We start from the raw sequence: 21,295 nt of genomic DNA, 5'->3' as shown, positions 1-21,295 counted from the left end.
CTTAGTCTATTTTAATCTTCTTCAATTCCTTAATGACCTCATCCTCTGAAATGGAGGCATTTGTCTCGCCCTTGATTTCTCTCACGGCAAGATTTGCAACCATTCCAGATCCATAATCGCGTATCTCGCGCGACACACGCAACACCCAAGCATCGTTGTCGTAGGTGTAATAGTAGCCGTAACTTTCCCTGTCACGGTTCATATCTTGATCCAGCATCCAGGATCTTATCTGGTTACCGTTGTTGTCCAGCTCATATTCAACACCTCTGGTAGGGTTACCGTCTGCATCATACGTGGTGGATTTGACCTCAACGCCGTTTTTGAATTGCTTGACGCGTTTGGAACTAAGCTTACCATCGTTGGTATAGTAGGTAATAGTCTGCATATCGTCGCCAAATTCTGTGCGCTCACGCAAGACGTTATCATTATTGTAGATCTCTTCCACAGTTTTTTTATCGCCCTCAAAATGTTGGACGATTTTGGGCACATAGTTCTGACCGTTTTCTACCGTCACCTTGATTACTAGCGGGTTCGTACCTTCATAGGAATAGGTCTTGATGATTTCCTGATCGTAATTAGAATTGCGATCCACGATCTTGCTCAGCCTGCCTTGATCGTCATAGGTGTAGTTTTGGGAAATGGTTTGCCCTTCAGGAAACACTTGTTTGTGGGTCAGAAATTTGCCTTCATCATTAAAGGTAAATGTCGAGGTACTTTTAAGCTTGAGCTCGTCACTCGCATATTTATAGATCATGGTTTTCTCGACCAGTTCTGTTGTACCGGCAGGTGCATTCATTACGGCCAAATCATTTTCTGCTTGACTGGTTGCCGAGTTGCATGAGACAAGAATGATCGTGGCGATAAGCAATAGACTGATGTAGTGTTTTTTAATCATGATAATCTTATTGATGGTTAGAATTATGATGCGTTAAAATTGCAGCTATTAAGAGTATGATGCCATAGGGCAACTGCCGTAAAGTTCATTTACCATTTATGGACAGCACCGTATTGCTATGAAAACCTATACCTAGCTCAATGATTTGTCCCTTATGTACCTGATGGAAGTGCTTGTCGCCCAAATAATATTTGGCGTTGTTCATCACGATATATTTTGACTTGCTGCTATGCTTTCCTGTGTTGCTATAGGTGGAATAGTTGACTTTATCAGTCACGGCGCCTTTAAGCAGTCGTACCTCGCCATGGGCAAGGTCTTTCCACTGTTTGTACGCAAGACCAGCAAACATGAGAAATGCGATGGTAGGAATGACAAATGCAGCCAGCCTAAATAACTGGGGCAAGTTTTCAAAATAATAGGCCAGCGCGTAAAACAACAGCAACACCGGCAATAGCAACAGATAACCCATCAACTTGCGTCTTAAGCTACGTCGCTCCTTCTGGTTCATCAATCTGGTGGCCATGGTCGTCATTGATAATATGTAATGACGTGTTCTTGGGTAGTGTCGTAGGCTGGGCTGTAGAAGCTTATAATATTGCCATAATCGTCGAGAACCACGTCTTCATAATTATCGGCGCCCATAAATATGTAATTGACCATCACGCCATTGTTGTAAACAAAGTCAACTGTTGCGGTTCTATCAAATGCCCTTGTCTGGCGAATCATCAGGTTTTCGGGCGTACCATTGTAGGAATAGTTGGTGGTGTAAGCCTTATCATCTTGCCAGTCGGTCGTAGAGATCAACCGATTTTGATCGTCATAGGTGTAGGTCAATCGGCTTGTGTCACCATCGCTGGTAGTTATTTCCTCTATTAGATTACCGTTGCCATCATAGGTATAGCTGCCAGCATCGTCACTGCTGGCAACTGTGTAGCCAGTAATTTGATTCTTGTCATTGAGCTTGTAGGTAAAGACTTGTCCAAATTGTTCCACAAGGATGGCATCCTTAACATATTTAAATTTCTTGGGGCTGTCGCCAGTCTCAGTAACCAGGCGGCCTTGACGATCAAATTCAAGTTGGTCCACGGTTTTCACGGGACCCAAATAGCCATGATGCGTGGCTTTATATTTGAGCGTAACTGGATTTACAGGCGCCACGGATTTGTCTTGTGCTTGAATCGCCAAGCCAAAGAGGAGTAAAAAGAGGATCATTAATGATTTCATGAGAGTTGATTTAAAAGGTTAATGGGAGAAATGAAGTATGTGGAGTGTAACGCTTTCGCGCCGTGCCTGCCGGCAGGCAGGAAAGCGAACTAACTATTACCAGTGAAACACCCCAAAGAAAATGGCAGAAGTCACTGTCAATAGCACCAGAAGCGCATAGTTCCAGAGAATGATCTTAGTCAGTCGTTCTTTAGAACCTAGTTTTCTAACAAAATAGAACAAGACGACGGAGATCAATAGTGCCGGTAATGCCAGAAAAATATTGAGATAATAGAACCAGGTCCAGCAAAAAACCAGTGCCCAAACCGCACAAATCATACAAGGAATGGCAAGCGCGTAATATCTGGTTTTATCGTCTTTATTTTTAGTAAAGATCCACGCGATGAGAATAGCGGCGAGTGCTGCTAAAAATATAGCTATAGTGTACGACCACATTCCCATGACCTACTCGTTGCCATAAACTTCCAGGGATCTAACCCTATTGAAAGTGTTGTCACTTACATGTAATTGCACTCGTTCACCTTTAAAGATATCATGACTTAATAGCAAGCTTATCTCATTCAAAGCATAATCCATACTCTCGTCAGTATGATACTGATCTTGGGTCACCATATTGACATTGATGATGGAATCTTTGACCAATTGGAAACTCACCATTCCATCTTGTCCATATTCCAGGCTGTCCATAAGCATGGAAAATTGTGTGGCCTGTTCCTTTATTTCTGGATCATTGTAGTACACCTCAACACCGCCAGTGGCCACACGGTCGCCATAGCTGTGGCAAGATGTAAGTAAAACAATAAGAGCGAGTAGGTATATGATTCTTTTCATGCCTTCAGATTTAATGTTTCGATTTGATTTGAAATCAAAGAAACAATCTGATCATGCAATTAGAAATAGGGCAATTGCCGTAAATGATGACTAAAAATGAAAAAGGGAATCCCTATAAGTATTATTTAAATTCAGAAAAATCGCTTTACACAGCATTTGACGACAATCGCCCTAAATAAATTAATTATGTTAAAATTCAAAAATGTTTAGACGAACTGCACACTTCTTACAGAACATTCTTACAAATGTAGAATAGCATATGTATTTCATCGGTAAATTGACACTTAATCGGTTAAACTGACCTTTTAACAATTAATAACCTATATCATTGTCCAAATATTTGTTAAGATGTATTCCCCAAGTAAACGATTTTTAATAGTAAAAGTTTTAATAATACTTTTTTGTGCTCCTGCATTTTCGCAAGTTGGAATAGGAACTATAACTCCAGACCCATCTAGTATTCTAGACCTTTCTGGATCCAATAAAGGATTTTTGGGACCGCGTGTTTCCCTGAGCGATGTAGCAGATGCTAGCATCGATGGATCTGTGCCTAATGCAGAAGGTTTAATGGTTTATAACACTAACCCATCCATTACAAATGGATTGGGAAAAGGCTATTATGTCTGGAATGGTAGTGCGTGGTCCTCGTTAACAGCAACGCCGGCTGTTCAAACCGTTGCTGGTGATATCAAAAATGGCTTCCAACCTACAGATCATAATGGATGGTATCTATTGGACGGTAGAGCCGTTTCTAGCCTTCCACTTGCCGCTAGAACAGCAGCCGCATCATTAGGCTTTACCAGTAATTTGCCTAATGCGACCAATAGAGTTCTAAAAGCAAGAAATACAGGAGAGACACTAGGCGCAATATCTGGTAATAGCACAGGAAATCAGGTAACTTTAAATGCCAATCAAATTCCAGCCTTGACCGGTTCTACCGATAATTCTGGCGCACATGATCATCAATATGGTGATGAAGCGGCAGACCTTTATAGAATGGGATTTAGAAGCGGTAATAATTTTTACGCCTATATATCTAACGGTAACTATACAGATCTCCCAAGAAACACTTCTTCTTCTGGAGCGCATAATCACCAGGTGAATGTAAATTCTGGCACCAGCAACGCTCCTGTTTCCATTAGTCAGGCAAGTATTGTGACCAATGTATTTGTTTACTTAGGCCCATAAACACCAGCTGTATCATATGGAAAGCGTCCTGTATATGCAGGACGCTTATTTTGTTCTAGAACAGGTCAATCACCTACTTCTAGAATTGTAGTTGAAGATATGTATTGAAAGTGCGTAGGTGTTAATTTGGTATTTTTAAGTCATGAAACATGAATTTCGTGACGATAAGGATGATAGTCTCTTTGTACTTACCAGCTTTCAAGGTAAGCCATCACTAGACCTTCTAGATCTTGATGATCTTTATAAGATTATATGGTGCCATCACGGTAAGCAATCACTCGTCGTTGATGGGTATCGTATCACACTACAAGAAAATCAAATTCTATTTTGCACGCCCAACAATAAAATTCAGATCCAAGAAAAAGGCAACTCATTAAAAGCATCTCTATTTAACCGAGAATTTTACTGCATTAGAGATCATGATAACGAGGTTTCCTGCATGGGCTTGCTGTTTTATGGATCTTCCAGTGCGCCTGTAATTAAATTAGGCGATAAGGAAAAAACCACGATGGAAGCCATGTTTTTGATCTTCCAGGAAGAGTTTGAGAATAGGGACCATATTCAAGGTGAGATGTTGCGCACCTTACTTAAAAGACTACTCATAACCTGTATACGATTGATCAAAAAAGATGAACATATTCAAGATATGTCCATCAAACAAGTGGACCTGATCCGGAAATTCAACATTCTAGTGGAGCAACATTTTAAGCAACACCATCAAGTGGTTGACTATGCAGATTTGTTGTTCAAGTCACCCAAAACACTCTCCAACTTTTTCAAGAAACACGACATCCATTCTCCGCTTAAGATCATTAACGATAGAATTACCCTAGAAGCAAAACGATTACTCCAATTTTCAGATCAAACGGCTGAGGAGATTGCTTACGAGTTGGGCTACAAAGAACCCAGTCATTTTTCCAAATTTTTTAAAAAACAAACCGGCAAGTCACCTCTTCAATTTAGAAAGGAGAAGTCAGTGTTATAACACAATTCCATAGATACCTTTTTCACATCTTATTAGTAAACCATTACATGCCATTCTGGCCCTTACAAAATCGATCATAAAATCAGAGGCTTTACCACAGTTTTTTGAAACAATCACGCCAACTTCTGTAAATTCACTGCCTATGAAAAATTATACGATTGCCATTCATGGTGGTGCGGGAACGCTACTTAAACAGCATATGACTACCGAAAAAGAGACTGCATACAAACAAGCTCTAAGCATCGCCCTGGATCAGGGAACTGCGATTCTTGAAAATGGCGGCACGGCAGTAGATGCAGTAGCTGCTGCGGTAAGAAACATGGAGGATTCACCACTATTTAATGCTGGAAAAGGCAGCGTGTTTACAGCTCAAGGAACTCACGAGATGGATGCTGCCATTATGGACGGCAAGGATTTGAATGCAGGTGCTGTATCACTTATCACTGGTATCAAAAATCCCATAGATCTGGCAAGAGACGTCATGGAGCACAGCGAGCATGTTTTCCTTGCCGGCGATGGAGCCATGGAGTTTGCCAACTCAAGAGGTTATCAAACTGAAAAACCTGAGTATTTCTTCGATCAACTGCGGTATGATCAATGGCAGGAAATTAAAGATAGTGAAAGATTCCAGTTGGATCATTCTGTGAATAAGGATTCCAAATTTGGCACCGTTGGCGCCGTGGCCATGGATCAACAAGGAAATATCGCTGCTGCGACCTCAACCGGTGGCATGACCAATAAAAAATGGGGACGCATAGGTGACAGCCCCATGATAGGTGCTGGGAATTATGCTAACAACCATACGTGTGCCGTAAGCTGCACCGGTAGCGGTGAATTCTTCATTCGTGGAGTGGTAGCCTATGAAGTCAGTGCATTGATGGAGTTCAAAGGCTTGTCTCTAGAGCAAGCGGCGCATGAAGTCATACAAAACCGCGTCAAAAAAATAGGTGGCGATGGCGGTTTGATCGCGGTCGATGTTCAAGGCAATATCACCATGCCGTTCAATACAGCTGGTATGTATCGCGCTTTCGCGAAAGCGAACTCTCCCAAAACCATTGCGATCTACAAAGATTAACGGATTAATTTTAAAATTGCGTTGACAATGATCTGTTACGATTCTGCAGTGTGACTTTCGGCTGGAACGATTTTCAACTTGCGCTTTTTGATATTAAAGATATCGCCGTTGGATAGTACATGTGTGCGCATGTTTGCCACAGATAGGTTCTCGCCATTCTCGATGTAAGGCAAGTTGTTGTGGGTCACTTTTCTGGGATCAAAAAGAATGATCATTCCAGAACCTATAACCTCGATCGTCTTTCCTTTTTTGATCACGAGACCTGTATCTTCGGCAAGGCCTACGCCCAATAGATCTGGGAAGGTTGCAACACTTTCTGCAAGACGACCAAAACGGCCTCGACGAATAAAATGCGAGTCGATAATCAAACTGGGAATGAAAGACATGCCTTGACCTAGGCCTACGGCACCTTTGACAAAAGATTCTTTAGCACTGCCGCCAGTGATCATCTCTTTAGACATGCACATCGCACCAGCGCTGGTTCCAGCAATTACAAAATTGGTATTCTGATACTTGTCCATGATAATGCTGTGCAGTTCCGTGCCGCCTATTTTTCTGGTGATTAAGGACTGGTTGCCACCACTAAACATCACGCAGTCTGCCCTGCGCATCAATTCCAGAAATTCTGGTTTGAGTGAATCCTCACGTTCTCTTATGTCCATGATGTGGACATTTTCGCAACCTAGCTTTCCAAAAGCTTGCAAATAATTATTGCTTACCTCTACCGGTATTTGACTTGCGGTAGGTACCACGACTATGGTGGCATTAGTGCCACCAGTCTCGGCCACAACTCTTGCCAGAATCCCTTCTTGAATGAATTCCAAAGTATAGATTTCCTGCTCCTCAATTCCTTTATCCTCATTACCACCTATAGGTATAAGCGTTCCTTTGATCTCCATTTTTGTATGCTTTTTTGCGTCTACAAAAATACCATTTGTCTATAGAAAGGCCTACATTTAAAGGCTTTCATCCCAACTTAAACCGATTATATGAAAATCAGAGAGATCAACGCCATGCGCGGACCTAACTATTGGTCGATAAGACGTCACAAACTAATTGTCATGGTTCTCGATCTGGAAAAAATGGAGGATTATCCTTCCAATAAGATTCCCGGTTTTAGTGAACGACTGGAAGCCATGTTTCCTGGAATGTATTCTCACCGCTGTTCTGAAGGTTGTGAAGGCGGTTTCTTCATGCGTGTCAAAGAAGGTACCTGGATGGGTCACGTTATTGAACACATCGCCCTAGAGATCCAGACGATGGCTGGAATGGATACCGGTTTTGGACGCACACGTGATTATGGAGAAAAAGGAGTCTACAACGTAGTGTTCTCTTATATGGAAGAAGAAGTAGGACGCTATGCCGCAAAGGCCGCCGTACGCATTTGCGAAGCCTTGATAAGTGCAGAAGACTATGATCTGGATCCAGATATTCAAGAGATGCGAGTATTACGAGAAGCCAATCGTTTGGGACCCAGCACCGGTTCTATCGTAGAAGAAGCAGAAAGTCGTGGCATACCGTGGATTAGACTAAATAAATACTCCTTATGTCAATTGGGCTATGGAGCCAACCAAAAAAGAATACAAGCCACTGTCACCAGCGAGACCAGCAGTATAGGTGTAGAACTGGCCTGTGATAAAGAAGATACCAAATACCTGCTACAACAAGCCGAGGTTCCCGTGCCACGTGGTGAGATCATCACTCGTGAGGAATCGCTGGAGAGTACCTGTAACTATGTAGGCTTTCCTTGTGTGATCAAACCTATTGACGGTAATCACGGTCGTGGGATCACGGTCGACATCAACAGCCTGGAAGAAGCTAAGGTGGCCTTTAATGAAGCTAGGGATGTTTCCCGCAGGGTCATTGTAGAGAGGATGATCGTTGGAGAAGACTACAGACTACTAGTTATTAATAATACTCTTGTCGCTGCCGCGAAAAGAACTCCTGCACATGTCATAGGAAATGGTAAAGACACCGTGGAGGAACTAATCATCGAGGTCAATAAGGATCCGCGGCGTGGTTACGGACATGAAAATGTACTGACCCAGATAAGCATCAATGCTTTAACCAAAACCATTATTGCTGCAGCTGGATACACACTGGAAAGTGTCTTGCCAGATGGTGAGCGACTGGTTCTTAAAGACACCGCAAACCTCAGCACTGGTGGCACCGCAGAAGATGTTACCGAAATCGTCCATCCAGCAAACGTCTCGATGGCAGAGCGTATCTCAAAAATCATAGATCTTGATATTTGCGGTATAGATATCATGACCACAGACATCAGCAAACCTTTATCTGAAACTGGAGGCGCCGTACTGGAAGTAAACGCCGGCCCAGGATTTAGAATGCACCTTGCTCCTACTACCGGACTGCCACGTAATGTAGCCGCGCCAGTCGTTGACAAACTATTTCCATTATACGGCGATACCGGTCGCATTCCCATCATTGCCATCACAGGTACTAATGGTAAAACCACGACCAGTCGCTTGATTGCGCACATGGCAAAGTTCAAGGGCTATCGCGTGGGCTACACCACAAGTGATGGCGTCTACATACAAAACCGATTGCTTATGCAGGGTGATTGTACCGGTCCTGGAAGTGCAGAGTTTGTACTGCGCGACCCTACCGTTAACCTGGCCGTTTTAGAGTGCGCACGCGGTGGATTGCTACGCTCTGGACTGGGTTTCAAGAAATGTAATGTGGGCATAGTAACAAATGTGAGTGCAGACCATCTAGGCCTTAAGGGAATACACACCATTGAACAATTGGCTCGTGTAAAGGCGGTCATACCAGAAACTGTATTGCCTGATGGATATGCGATTCTAAATGCAGACGATGATCTTGTATATGACATGCGTCGCAATGTCAATTGTAACGTGGCTCTATTTTCTATGGACGAAAATAATCCACGAGTCAAGGCACTTCAAAAATTGGGCGGCATCACGGCCGTCTATGAAAACGGATACATATCGCTATGTAAAGGCCAGTGGAAAATGCGCATCATCAAAGCAGAAGATGTGCCACTTACCTACGGTGGCAAAGCCCAATTCATGATCAAAAACATCTTGCCAGCCGTGATCGCAGGTAATGTTCAGGGAATCAGTATTGAGGATATGAAGGCCGCACTGGAGAGTTTTATCCCATCTGCGCAGACCACGCCAGGACGTTTGAACATGTTCAAATTCAAGAACTTCAACATGCTTCTGGATTATGCCCACAATCCCGCAGGAATGCACGCATTAAAAAATTTCACGGACAGTTTTGAAGACACCTATAAAGTTGGAATCATAGCAGGAATAGGCGATCGTCGTGTAGAAGATAATAATGAAATGGGCGCCATTGCTGCCGAAATGTTTGATGAAATCATTATACGTCAAGACAAACAACTGCGCGGTAAAACCGAAGAAGAATTGATAAAAATGTTGGAAGATGGCATCAAGCAAAAAGATCCCAATATCAAAATCACGGTCATTCCGTCAGAACAAAAAGCCATCATGCACGCGGTAGAAAATGCAAGACACGGCAGCTTGATTGTGTGTTGCAGCGATGTGGTTCCAGACGCCGTGAATCTCGTTTCTTCCTTAAGGGAAAAAGAGGCCAATGGCGAGGCGCAGTATGCCCAGAAAAACTAGACTAAGACTTTCTTGAAATTCACAATACGGTCAGTTTCTAATAAACTGACCGTATTTGTTTTCGGCACACTTCGGCACTGGTTTATAGAAGTTGGATGCGATTCCGCCATTCGTCGCTTGTTTGCTATCTTTAGATTTCAAATTTTGAATTCATGAAGATATATTATGCAATTGCTGTCCTTTGTTTTTTCGCTTTCGCGAAAGCGAACTCCCAACAACTTCCAGAACCACCAGAGGCTCAAAAATATTATGAATCCCAAGAGTTTCGTCTTTTGGGGCCATTTCGAGGTGGACGAAGTGCAGCGGTAACTGGTGTTCCTGGAAAACCCAACCTTTTTTACTTTGGAGGCACTGGCGGCGGCGTGTGGAAAACTACTGATGGTGGTCGCACGTGGAGCAATATATCTGATGGATATTTTGGCGGTAGTATAGGTGCGGTAAGTGTGGCGCCCAGCGATCACAATGTGATTTATGTAGGTGGCGGCGAGAAAACGGTACGCGGTAATGTCTCCAGTGGTTACGGTATCTGGAAATCTGTTGATGCTGGGAAAAGCTGGACTCAAGCTGGATTGCCTGAAAGTCGTCACGTACCACGAATTGCGATTGATCCAGATAATCCTGATATCGTTTATGCAGCAGTGCTGGGTAATATCTATAAGGAATCTACTGATCGCGGTGTCTATAAATCCACTGATGGCGGTAAAACCTGGAAAAAAACCTTGTATACCAACGAACTGGCTGGTGCGGTAGATTTAATTATCGACCCTAGCAATGCCCGTAATTTATACGCATCTACTTGGAGAGTTCAACGTACGCCTTATAGTTTGAGCAGTGGTGGCGATGGCAGTGCCTTATGGAAAAGTACGGACTATGGAGAAACCTGGACAGAAATCTCCAACAATGAAGGCTTTGCAAAAGGCACTTTAGGAATCATGGGAATCACTGTTTCTGCGGTGAATTCTGACCGTCTTTATGCTATCGTCGAGAATAAGGATCAAGGTGGTGTTTATAGAAGTAATGATGCTGGACTCACCTGGACTAAAACGAATGACGATCGCAGCTTGAGACAACGTGCCTGGTACTACACCAGAATCTATGCTGATACTCAAGATGAAGATGCAGTCTATGTCGTGAACGTTTCCTACCACAAAAGTACCGATGGCGGCCGCAACTTTACCAGCGGTAGAGCGCCACATGGCGATCACCACGACTTATGGATCGCACCTGAAGATCCACAACGTATGATCATGGGTGACGATGGTGGCGCACAGGTCACTTATGATGGTGGCGAGACCTGGTCGACATATCACAATCAGCCAACCGCACAGTACTATAGAGTGACCACAGATAATTCGTTCCCTTATAGAATTTATGTAGCACAACAGGATAATGGTACGATTAGAATACCACATCGCACGACTGGTGGCTCCATCACAGAAACCGATTGGGAAGGAACGGCAGGTGGCGAGAGCGCACATATTGCAGTTGACCCCAATAACAATGACATTGTGTATGGTGGTAGTTATGGTGGTTTCCTAACCCGATATAATCACGCCACCAAGTCACAGCGTGGTATCAACGTCTGGCCAGACAACCCTATGGGTCATGGTGCCGAAGACATGAAATACCGTTTCCAATGGAATTTTCCCATCTTCATTTCCAAGCACGGTGACAATAAATTGTATGCATTCTCGAATAATGTTCATGTCACCAGTAATGAAGGCCAAAGCTGGGAAACGATTTCGCCAGATTTGACGAGAAATGACCCTACTAAACTGGTTTCCAGTGGTGGACCTATCACGCAGGATAATACCAGTGTGGAATACTACTGTACGATTTTTGCGGCAGCAGAATCTCCCATCAACCAAGGCGAACTTTGGGTAGGAAGTGATGATGGCCTAGTGCACTTGTCCAAAGATGGTGGTGAAAATTGGAGCAACATCACCCCTAAAAATCTACCAGAATGGGCTCAAATCAATAGTATAGAGCCTAGTTCTTTTGACCCTGCAGTTTGTTACATCGCTGCTACTAGGTATAAATTGGGAGACTTTGAGCCCTATTTATTTAAAACCGAGGACTATGGAAAATCATGGAAAAAAATAACCAACGGTATTCCTGCAGAGCATTTTACACGAGTCGTACGAGAAGACAAGGAACAACAGGGCTTGTTATATGCAGGAACTGAAACAGGCTTGTACATAAGCAGCGATGATGGTAACACCTGGAAATCCTTCCAAATGAATTTACCTATCGTACCTGTTACAGATCTTGCCGTTAAAGACGACAACCTGATCATCGCCACACAGGGTCGCAGTTTGTGGATCCATGATGATCTTTCCATGGTGCGTCAAGGTTTGGAAATGAGTCCGCTTTCGCGAAAGCGTAATACCTCAAGCCTTCCTGAAAAAGTAAAGCTGTTTAAACCTAAAGAATCCTACCGCATGGACGGTCGTGGTGGTCGCAGCTCATTGACCGCTGGAACCAATCATCCTGCTGGCGTACAAGTTCATTATTACCTGCCTGAGTTCAAGGAGAAAGACAGTGTTGCTTTACGTTTTATGGACGCCAATAAAAAGCTGATCAAGGAATACGCTACCTATTCCAAAAAGAATAAGCTGAAACCAGAAACTGGCGCTAACGCCTTTAATTGGGACACTCAATACGACGGTGCCGAAGAGTTGGACGGCATGATTCTATGGTGGGCAGATCTTTCAGGACCCAAAGCTGTACCTGGAAACTATACCGTGGAACTTGAAGTCAACGGTGAAACACAAACGCAACCTATCGTTATCAAGCGCACTCCAATTAGCGAGGCTACCGTGGCAGATATGAAGGCGCAATTTGAATTTGTAAGTGAGGTGAATGAAACGGTAGACAAGGCTCACAAATCCATCAAGAATATTAGGGACTTTAATAAGAAACTATCTGCGTTCAAGACGGTCTATGGCGATAGAGATGTGGAAGGGATCAAAGAAATGGTCACTCTAGCCGATTCTATGAAAACAAAATTTGAAGAAGTTGAAAAGGCATTGTATCAAACACAAAACCGCAGTGGTCAAGATCCATTAAACTTCCCTATCAAATTGACTAACAAACTGGCGCACCTTAATGCATTGGTCACCATGGGCGATTTTGCCCCAACAGCACAAGACATTGCTGTGAAGAACGAGCTTAGTGCTCAAATTGAAGCTGAATTGAATAAATTCAACGAGGTTCTGGATAGTGACATAAAAGAATTCAATAGTAAATTCAACGCTTTGAAACTGGATTATCTGGTGGTAGAAAAAGAGGATTGATAGAAAAACAATCCACTAAAAAACCGCTATTCTAAGGATGAATAGCGGTTTTTTTATTTTTTATAGCGTTGATAGAAGTTCTCTATTCTAACCGCGCGGCTTCTTTTGCTTTTCTAACTAGCCCAGCAGCCCATGCGATGCTATCTTCAAAGGTCTTGAATACTTTCAGTTCTCTCTTATAAAACAATTGCTCAAATTGAACACTTTTCTCGTGTAAAACATTATCTGTGATAATCGCCATACCCAACAAGTTATCAATTAACGTCACCTGTGGATAGACCAAAGGATCAACTGAGTAAGAGCCTACCCTATTTGAGATGTAAACTAGATTGCGACCTTCAAAGTTGTCCTCAATGATATCGCGCAATACACGAACGTGCTCCATGCTCACGGTCACGCCATCCTTGATTTGATTGATCAAATAATCCTGAAATATGAAAATTTCAGCATAACCTAGGTCAATGTAGTTTATAGGCTTCATGGATATTATTAAAACTTACCTGTGAACATAATCATCTGATTACTAATCTTAAATATAAGTATAAAGGAACTAGACCAATATTAAAAAGCGAGTTTCAATCCATCCACCACCATAGTTGTTCCTATGATAGCGATAATTAATCCCATGATTTTACCTATAACGGTGATCACGTTGTTTCCTATCTTCTCTACGATGAAGGTACTGTAGTTAAAAGCCAGATAATTCATCCAGCAGATCAAGGCCGCAATGGCAATGACGATACCTATATATAGATAAGAGGCATCTGTTACAAAGTTCATGGTCGTTACAATGGTACCAGGACCAGCGATCAAGGGAATGGCAAGCGGTGATATCGCGATGTTTTCATCCACATCAACTTGCTCCAAGGTTTTTAAATTGGACTTTTTGGATTGCAGCATTCTAAAACCTGCATAGAAAATAAGTAGTCCACCAGTAATCTTAAACGCCGGTATGGTAATCCCAAAGAAGTCAAAAATAAATTTACCCAATACCGTAAACAGTAGGATGATCATAAAAGCTGTGAACGTTGCCTTCTTGTTGATCCTGTGTTTCTCTACGCGGCCGGCACCTTCAGTCAAGCCTAGAAAAACAGGCACATTAGCAATAGGATTTGTGATCGCAAATAAACCAGTGAACACACTAATGGCAAATGCCCAGACATCAAGTATTACAAAATCTCCCATAATGCCGGCAAAGATAATCTGATTCACAAACATGACATCTAGCATTGCGTTAATAGGATGCTAACAATTGAATCGATTAAAGACCAACGACCATAGTCTGACCTGGAGCAACCTTGCCTGACCTTTCCAGGTTTGATGTTGGATTAGTTCGCTTTCGCGAAAGCGAACTGCCATCTAACTTTCATACACATAACCGGCGCAGATGATTTAAAATTACCTTTGCACTATAAATTGCGTGATTAAATTTTATCTTGGGAAGATCAATTCATTGTCAATAACAATACGACCCTATGGCCCAAAGCGTAAGTAATGATCAACAAGCTGGCTTCTTGCAGCAGATATTGCGTTATATCAAAAAACATCCTTTCAAATCTTTAGGGTGGGTTTTTCTTGCGGGTGTTTCCTTTGTGGTATTGCTATTTTTGGGGACTTGGGCTGGCGCTTTTGGGCATGTTCCCAACTCGAATGAACTAGCCAAACTTGAAAATCCCGTAACCTCAACGGTTTATGGAAGTGATAAGAAGCCCATTGCCTATTTCTACCTGCAAAACCGCAGCAACATTGACTCTACCCAGCTCAATCCCTATCTGGTTCAAGCACTAGTTGCGACTGAGGATGTGCGTTTCTATGAACACTCTGGAATTGATTATAGGAGCTATGGTCGTGTGTTTGTCAAGTCCATCTTGATGCAACAGGGAAAAGGTGGCGGCAGTACGATCACACAGCAAATTGCGAAAAACGTCTTTGGGAGAAAAGATCTCTGGCTATTGAGCACGCCTATCAACAAAATGCGTGAGGTGATCATCGCCAAACGATTGGAATCGATTTATTCTAAAGAAGAACTGCTCCTACTCTATTTCAACACGGTGTCCTTTGGTGAGAATCTGTACGGTATAGAAAAGGCTGCCCAGCGCTTTTTCAGTAAGTCTCCAGATCAGCTTAATTTATCAGAATGCGCAACGCTCGTTGGTGTTTTGAAAGCGCCATCGTATTACAACCCGAGGAAGAATCCGCAGAATTCTACCAATCGCCGCAATGTCGTCCTGCAGCAAATGGTAAAAAATAATGCGATTACCCAAGAAGAAGCAGACGCAGCAAAAACCGAAATCTCCCTTAAGTACAGTCCGCCAGAGAAAAACTCTTCCCTATCGGGTTACTACAAAGAATACATACGCACCGAGTTCAACAACTGGGCTGCAGAAAACCCAGATCCCGATGGCGGCATCTATGATCTAGAAATCGACGGTCTACAGATTTACACCACATTACAACCCAACATCCAGAAGTATGCAGAACAAACCATGGAACGCAACATGGTGCGCCTGCAAAAACTCATGGACCAACACTGGACCAGTAAAACCACTGATGGTGGTAAGGAAGCCTTCATTGCTAACCTCATGGCCATCCAGCCCAAAATCATCCAGATGAAAGAAAATGGAATGACTGATGAGCAGATCATGGACTACTGGAAAACCTCTAAAAGCCGTAAATACTGGGAAATAGGTAAAGGCTTTGAACCAAGACAGCAAACAGTCGAAGACAGCATCATTAGCTCCATCGTTAGGTTGCATACGGGCATTCTCGCCATGAACTCTCGCAGCGGTGCCATACTGGGTTATCTAGGTGGTATTGATTATGGGTTCTCACAAATAGACAACATCAAGGCAAAGAACCAGGTAGGATCCACATTTAAACCTATCACGTATTTAACGGCACTGGACCAAGGTATTGATCCTTGTGATTATTATGATAACTCCTTACGCACCTACAGCAAATACGAGGACTGGCAGCCTAAAAACAGTAGCGGCGGCTATGGTGGCAGCTACAGTTTGCATGGTGCTTTGACAAATAGTGTGAACACGGTTTCTGCGGCGTTACAACTGCAGGTAGGCGTGGATAACACGATAGAAAAGGCGCGCAAAATGGGTATCACGTCAGAGATTCCAGAGGTGCCATCCATTGTTCTGGGAACGGCAAACATAAGTTTGATGGAAATGGTCATGGCTTACGCCAGCATTTCCAATGGTGGCAACAAGGTAAATCCCTATATGATCCAGCGCATCACAGACCAACAGGGAACGGTTCTTTATGAAGCAAAACCAAAATATGATGGCGGCGTGGCGTCTGTAGCCAGCATCAAAGAATTGCAACAAATGATGGGCGAGGTCCTGACTGAAGGAACCGGAGCAGGATTTAGTAGATGGGAAATCCCATATAATATCATTGGCAAGACTGGAACCACTCAAAATAATGGTGATGGCTGGTTTATAGGTGCCTCACCAGAGATCGTAATAGGATCTTGGGTAGGTGCTCGCGACAAACGAGTGCATTTTGAGAAAACCTATATGGGTAGCGGTGCTAATACAGCCATGCCTATGGTCGCATCCATGTTCAAGAGTTTGAGCAGTTGGAGACGTCCTATGTTGACCAACTTCGAATACGCCAGACCCTATTTTCCATGTCCACCATTTACTGACCAAGTAGCGTCAGAGGCGACCAATTATTACAAAACCGACAGCACTTATCTGGAAGGTTTGAGGATCAAGGACTCATTGTTGAGAAATCCGCCTATCGTGGTGGACAGTGTGCTCGTGGATAGCTTATCCTTTCCAGAACCAGTTCAGGAGCAAGCTCCAGTTGATCAATAAGAATAGAATGTGAACCCAGAATCTTAATGATTCTAGGTTGACGTTGGAATAGTTCGCTTTCGCGAAAGCGAACTCCTTACTATCTATAACGCATAAAAAAAGGCTGGAGTTATTTCCAGCCTTTTGCTTTTTGATACGTTGACTTTAGAATCTAAAACCAGCGGTGAAAATAATACGATTGTCTTCATCACTTTGATAATAACCAATGTTTGCAGTAATCGCCTGGAAACCATTGATGAAAATCGATCCACCATAACTGTTTTTCCATTTTTCTGACGTGTCTGTATCGTCCCATACGCGACCGTAGTCAAACCCTGCAGTAACACCTATACGAATGGGTACATATGAAGTTCGGAATTTTGTGATACCAACGCGCAGGTCTGTGGATTGAAAAAAGGAAGTCTGTCCCTGGAACCTATCGTTGCGATAACCTCTCAAGCTTTCATTACCACCAACAGATGCTGCATGGTAAAACTCATAGCTCTCTCCTATATTGAACTGGGCTTGAGCTTTAGTGGCAAGTGCCGCAGCACCACTTTCATGAATAGGGTAAATGAAGGAAACCGTAGGTTGTACATAAGAAAACTCGTTATTGAATTCACTATCGACATTGCGTTTGTAACCTGCCACAACGCCTATCTCCATACCGCGGCGTGGATAGCTTATCAAGCCTTGCTTGTTGTTGTAGTTAAAACCTACTTCACCACCAGCGTACAACTGTCTTTCAAAAACATCGTTATTGGCATTGAATTGGGTTTCAATAAAACCACCTTGATCATCGACTACCTCGTTAGACTCTAACCTTGCCGCCACATGGGCTGTAAAGTCATTGTATTTTTTGAATTTCAACGAAGGTTGAACGTGCCATTGTCTGATTTCAGTACGGTTAAAGTCTAGACTTACTGCATCATCATCATAAAAAGTTCCATTACCTATCCCAAAGAAGTTGGTTGCATAATTCCCAGTAGTATAGCGAGCGTCCAGCCCAAAGTTCCAGTTGTAAAAAATATGAGCAAACTCACCAACATAATTAAATTCAAAACCTTGCGTGGCAGAGAAGTATTGAGCCGATATGGAGTGTTGTGCCGTAAATGGATTGCGCAATAATCCATAAGTAGTGTACGTATTGTTGATACCTGCATTGAATCCAGCATCTTGATCAAAGCCTATACTAGGTAAAATGACGTTTGTAGAATACACGCGTTTAGTAGGATCAAAATTGTTGATGTCATAAGAATCAGACAGCATTTTATTGACCGGCGTATTGAAGGTATTTTTCTTAGAAGCGTAATCAAACACTTTGACCTTGCGTCTATTCTCGATGTTATAAATATCATTCTCTTCACCACCAAAAATCTTTAAATCTATGTAGTTGCTGCCGTCACCAGTAACGTTTATCGTGTCATCACCATCCAACGCATACAACCAGATCTCTTTAGTTAAGTCACGATTATAGGTGTTCTCAAATATGGTCTTGTCTTTTTGGGTGATCTTGATATTCGTCACACCATTAGGAAGACGCTCTACATCAATTACATTGTCTTTTGTGGTAGCGACAACCGTTTCATATTTCTTGAAATAATCGTAGTAATCTTGGGCGATTTGCACGAGATTAGCTCTTCGTTTTTTCAGAATCTCCTTGATTTGGGCGGTGTTTTCATCTCTAGTATCTGGTAATAGATTCTCAAATGCGTTGTCGATCACCTCATCGGTCAAATTGTTTTGAATGTATTCTGCTTGTGCCTTCCAATCCTGCCAATCTGCTTCATTGATAAAGGTTTTATCCAGGTAATACCCAGCATTATTGAAGGTTTTGATGTTTTGGACCTCTGGTGCATAGGTTTGCATGTTACGGGCTAAGGGTGCTCCTAGCTTCAAAATGGTTGGGAATATACCGTCGTATTTAGGGAACGCTTGATCACGGTCTCTAGGAATAGGAACGTATACTTGTGTGCCGTCTTCCTTTTCAGTCATTGCCCAGCGCCATTGATCTTCATGACGGTCCCAATCACCTATCAACATATCAAAAAGTCTTGCCTTGATAAAGGCAGACTCGTCTACTTGGGTATCCTTGTCCTCGCGTATCTCGATCAATAAATCTGCAGTGCTGATGATGTCATCAGGATTTCCAAAAATACCTAGACCAATATTCTCATCGCCTACATGCTCTTCAAACATATAAAGTTTATCACCGTAGCTTTCATTGAATCGGCCCAAACGTTCTTGCTTAGGTAGGTACACCACTCGCGGATTTGCATGATAAATATCGACAGCATCCATCAATTCGTTCACGGCAAATTGTGCATAAGGATGGGCAGAAGTATAATAATCCTGAACGATTTCTTCTGCAATGGTATTTTTCATATACTCTAACACGTAATGGTCGTCAATGGAAGATTGGATAAAACGTACGGCACTCTTGCGCAATTCCCTAACGGTAAATTCGTTCTCGTTATCATCAATCAATCGCAAACTTCTGGATTGGTTCCCACCACCTTCAGTAATAGCTCTGACGTTGTTAGGTAAATCGTCTAGGAATAACACAGGTGCGGTGATTTCTTTGGAATACACTTCTCTATAATGATCACCCCAGAACCATTTGTACACACCAGACTTATCGGTTTCTTCTTTGGTATAAATAGAAGCGTCATAAGTTTCACCAAATTCATCTTTAGTATGGTATTCAAAATCTTCCAGGCTTCCTTTCTTAAGCTCAATTTCTGATGTGTGTACCAGCTCTACACTAGCTCCATCCACAGTAAAAATTTCTACCTGGGAACTACCATCCTTAAAAACGGTAAGCTTTGAAAAACCATGTTCACTATTGGAGAAAATTTCTTTTTTGGAATTATTGCGGGTTTTTTCTGTTCCTGCAGTAGCGCCACTAATCACTTGTGGGATGCCGTCATCCATCAAAAACTGCAGGTTTTTATGGTTTCCAGAAACGAAAACCACATCTTCAAACTGGCTTGCAATAGTTTCCAGTCGGCCTACCAAGTACTGCATCTGATTGTTGAAGTAGGATTGATTTGAAAAACCACCCATACGCTCAAAGAAACCACGACGGTTGGCACTTAATATAGGATGATGAATCGCGACGATGACCGTCTTGTTCTGCTCATCCTTGAGTTCATCTTTGAATTGGACAAAAAACTGTTCTCTTGTCTTGATCTCACAATCGTTGTTGATATAAGGATAATCATCCCAATCTTCCAGGTACCACTGACTGTCTACCATAACCAGTTCTACCTCATCACTTAAGGTCTCGCGTTCTATGGGACAGCCGTCATTAGGCCAGAATTTACCTTTACTATTGTCCTGTAAAAAGGACTCTAGATCATCAATATTGTTGTGACCACCTTTGTTCCATTCGTTTTTTCCAGGAATATAGATCACCTGGCCGTTGAAGTCTGCCATTGGATTTAGGACATTGTTGGTAAGATATTCCTCTTCCTGTTTTCTTTTGGTTTTATCCTTGGGATATCCATCCTTTCTAGTGGTATTTCCCAACGCCACAAAAGCAGCATCCTTATCCTTTTTTGAAGCTTCTACGATCGCCTTGAGAACATCGGCAGATTTGCTGTTGTTGTCATCACCTAGGTTTGCGGTGAGATACACACTTTTTGAAATCTCCTTATCCTGCTGTGCATAGGCTGCTGGTGCGCAAAAGGCCATCAGTAGCACTAAAAGATAAAGGTGATTAAGAGTACGTTCCGCTGGTTTTTTAGGGTAGAATCTGTCCATGAATCAAATGAGTTTATGGCACAAAACTCATAAATTAATAGGAAAATTCGGGTACGATTAACATTTCCTCTAAAATATAGAGTCGTCGATAGCACCTCTAGACTGAAAGCTATACGGTGAATGATCAAAGTAGTTTCGCTTTCGCGAAAGCGAACTCATCAAACAACCCAACACTACTTAATGTGGCAATTTGCTTTTCAACAAACCGTATAGGAATGTGCCTAAGAGTGCGCCAAAAATAACGACCAAAATAGCCGGGAAACCTGCTCCCAACAAGACGTACATGGGTCCTGGACAAGCACCAGAAAGCGCCCAACCCAAACCGAAGATCGTACCGCCTATCAAATAACGAGCAACGCCTTTATCTTTAGGTTTCAAGCTCATCTCGCTACCATCCAGTGTTCCTACATTTTTTCTTTTAAGCAGTTGAACGCCTATAACTCCTATAACCAGCGCAGATCCTATGATACCATACATATGAAAACTTCCAAACTGGAACATTTCATAAATACGAAACCACGATGCCGCCTCTGATTTGAACATGACAATCCCAAAAAATACGCCGATGACTAAATATGTGATGTATCTCATG

Annotated in this window: 16 protein-coding genes; 6 read left to right on the top strand and 10 right to left on the bottom strand. The window is 42.6% G+C overall.

All coding sequences use genetic code 11. The annotated features are described in order from the left end of the window. Position 1: 1 nt before the first annotated feature. From AAU57_RS05610 to AAU57_RS05590, 5 genes are all read right to left on the bottom strand, one after another. Positions 2-895, bottom strand: a complete 894-nt coding sequence (locus tag AAU57_RS05610) for a hypothetical protein (RefSeq protein ID WP_055411982.1) — start codon at positions 893-895, stop codon at positions 2-4. 85 nt (positions 896-980) lie between these two features. Further along, on the bottom strand, positions 981-1,427 hold the full coding sequence (locus AAU57_RS05605) for a hypothetical protein (protein WP_055411981.1): 447 nt from the start codon (positions 1,425-1,427) through the stop codon (positions 981-983). Continuing rightward, positions 1,424-2,119 carry a hypothetical protein gene (locus AAU57_RS05600; protein WP_082438554.1) on the bottom strand — a complete coding sequence of 232 codons (696 nt, stop codon included), beginning with the start codon at positions 2,117-2,119 and terminating at the stop codon, positions 1,424-1,426. The genes AAU57_RS05605 and AAU57_RS05600 overlap by 4 nt, the downstream gene beginning before the upstream one ends. Before the next feature lie 96 nt (positions 2,120-2,215). Continuing rightward, positions 2,216-2,560: a hypothetical protein gene (locus AAU57_RS05595; protein ID WP_055411979.1), complete on the bottom strand. Its 345-nt coding sequence runs from the start codon at positions 2,558-2,560 to the stop codon at positions 2,216-2,218. 3 nt (positions 2,561-2,563) lie between these two features. Further along, positions 2,564-2,950: a hypothetical protein gene (locus tag AAU57_RS05590; protein WP_055411978.1), complete on the bottom strand. Its 387-nt coding sequence runs from the start codon at positions 2,948-2,950 to the stop codon at positions 2,564-2,566. 348 nt (positions 2,951-3,298) lie between these two features. On the opposite strand from AAU57_RS05590, the gene AAU57_RS05585 reads away from it, so the two are divergent. The 3 genes from AAU57_RS05585 (at position 3,299) to AAU57_RS05575 (ending at position 6,198) form a co-directional block, all read left to right on the top strand. Then, positions 3,299-4,138: a hypothetical protein gene (locus AAU57_RS05585; RefSeq protein WP_055411977.1), complete on the top strand. Its 840-nt coding sequence runs from the start codon at positions 3,299-3,301 to the stop codon at positions 4,136-4,138. Between the two features lie 142 nt (positions 4,139-4,280). Beyond that, on the top strand, positions 4,281-5,123 hold the full coding sequence (locus tag AAU57_RS05580) for a helix-turn-helix domain-containing protein (protein WP_055411976.1): 843 nt from the start codon (positions 4,281-4,283) through the stop codon (positions 5,121-5,123). A gap of 142 nt (positions 5,124-5,265) precedes the next feature. Beyond that, on the top strand, positions 5,266-6,198 hold the full coding sequence (locus tag AAU57_RS05575; protein ID WP_055411975.1) for an isoaspartyl peptidase/L-asparaginase family protein: 933 nt from the start codon (positions 5,266-5,268) through the stop codon (positions 6,196-6,198). 35 nt (positions 6,199-6,233) lie between these two features. Here the strand turns inward: AAU57_RS05575 and AAU57_RS05570 are convergent, their stop codons facing one another. Then, positions 6,234-7,097: a cyanophycinase gene (locus AAU57_RS05570; RefSeq protein WP_055411974.1), complete on the bottom strand. Its 864-nt coding sequence runs from the start codon at positions 7,095-7,097 to the stop codon at positions 6,234-6,236. A 90-nt stretch (positions 7,098-7,187) separates the two neighbouring features. Between AAU57_RS05570 and cphA the strand changes: the two genes are divergently transcribed. Next, complete coding sequence (gene cphA, locus AAU57_RS05565) at positions 7,188-9,830, top strand: cyanophycin synthetase (protein WP_055411973.1); 2,643 nt, start codon at positions 7,188-7,190, stop codon at positions 9,828-9,830. 152 nt (positions 9,831-9,982) lie between these two features. Then, positions 9,983-13,126, top strand: coding sequence for a VPS10 domain-containing protein (locus AAU57_RS05560; protein ID WP_055411972.1), 3,144 nt, complete (start codon positions 9,983-9,985; stop codon positions 13,124-13,126). A gap of 82 nt (positions 13,127-13,208) precedes the next feature. Here AAU57_RS05560 and AAU57_RS05555 read toward each other — a convergent pair whose 3' ends face one another. Further along, positions 13,209-13,607: a hypothetical protein gene (locus AAU57_RS05555; protein ID WP_055411971.1), complete on the bottom strand. Its 399-nt coding sequence runs from the start codon at positions 13,605-13,607 to the stop codon at positions 13,209-13,211. Positions 13,608-13,687: 80 nt separating this feature from the next. Beyond that, positions 13,688-14,338, bottom strand: coding sequence for a MarC family protein (locus AAU57_RS05550; RefSeq protein WP_316931645.1), 651 nt, complete (start codon positions 14,336-14,338; stop codon positions 13,688-13,690). 263 nt (positions 14,339-14,601) lie between these two features. Between AAU57_RS05550 and AAU57_RS05545 the strand changes: the two genes are divergently transcribed. Continuing rightward, positions 14,602-16,959 carry a transglycosylase domain-containing protein gene (locus AAU57_RS05545; RefSeq protein WP_055411970.1) on the top strand — a complete coding sequence of 786 codons (2,358 nt, stop codon included), beginning with the start codon at positions 14,602-14,604 and terminating at the stop codon, positions 16,957-16,959. 144 nt (positions 16,960-17,103) lie between these two features. Here the strand turns inward: AAU57_RS05545 and AAU57_RS05540 are convergent, their stop codons facing one another. Both AAU57_RS05540 and AAU57_RS05535 read right to left on the bottom strand, forming a co-directional pair. Next, complete coding sequence (locus AAU57_RS05540) at positions 17,104-20,703, bottom strand: ShlB/FhaC/HecB family hemolysin secretion/activation protein (protein ID WP_055411969.1); 3,600 nt, start codon at positions 20,701-20,703, stop codon at positions 17,104-17,106. A gap of 177 nt (positions 20,704-20,880) precedes the next feature. After that, positions 20,881-21,294 carry a DUF6691 family protein gene (locus tag AAU57_RS05535; protein WP_055411968.1) on the bottom strand — a complete coding sequence of 138 codons (414 nt, stop codon included), beginning with the start codon at positions 21,292-21,294 and terminating at the stop codon, positions 20,881-20,883. Position 21,295: the final 1 nt, after the last annotated feature.

The sequence above is a fragment of the Nonlabens sp. YIK11 genome, from assembly GCF_001413925.1.
Lineage (GTDB): Bacteria > Bacteroidota > Bacteroidia > Flavobacteriales > Flavobacteriaceae > Nonlabens.
This window is presented reverse-complemented; position numbering and strand designations above follow the sequence as displayed.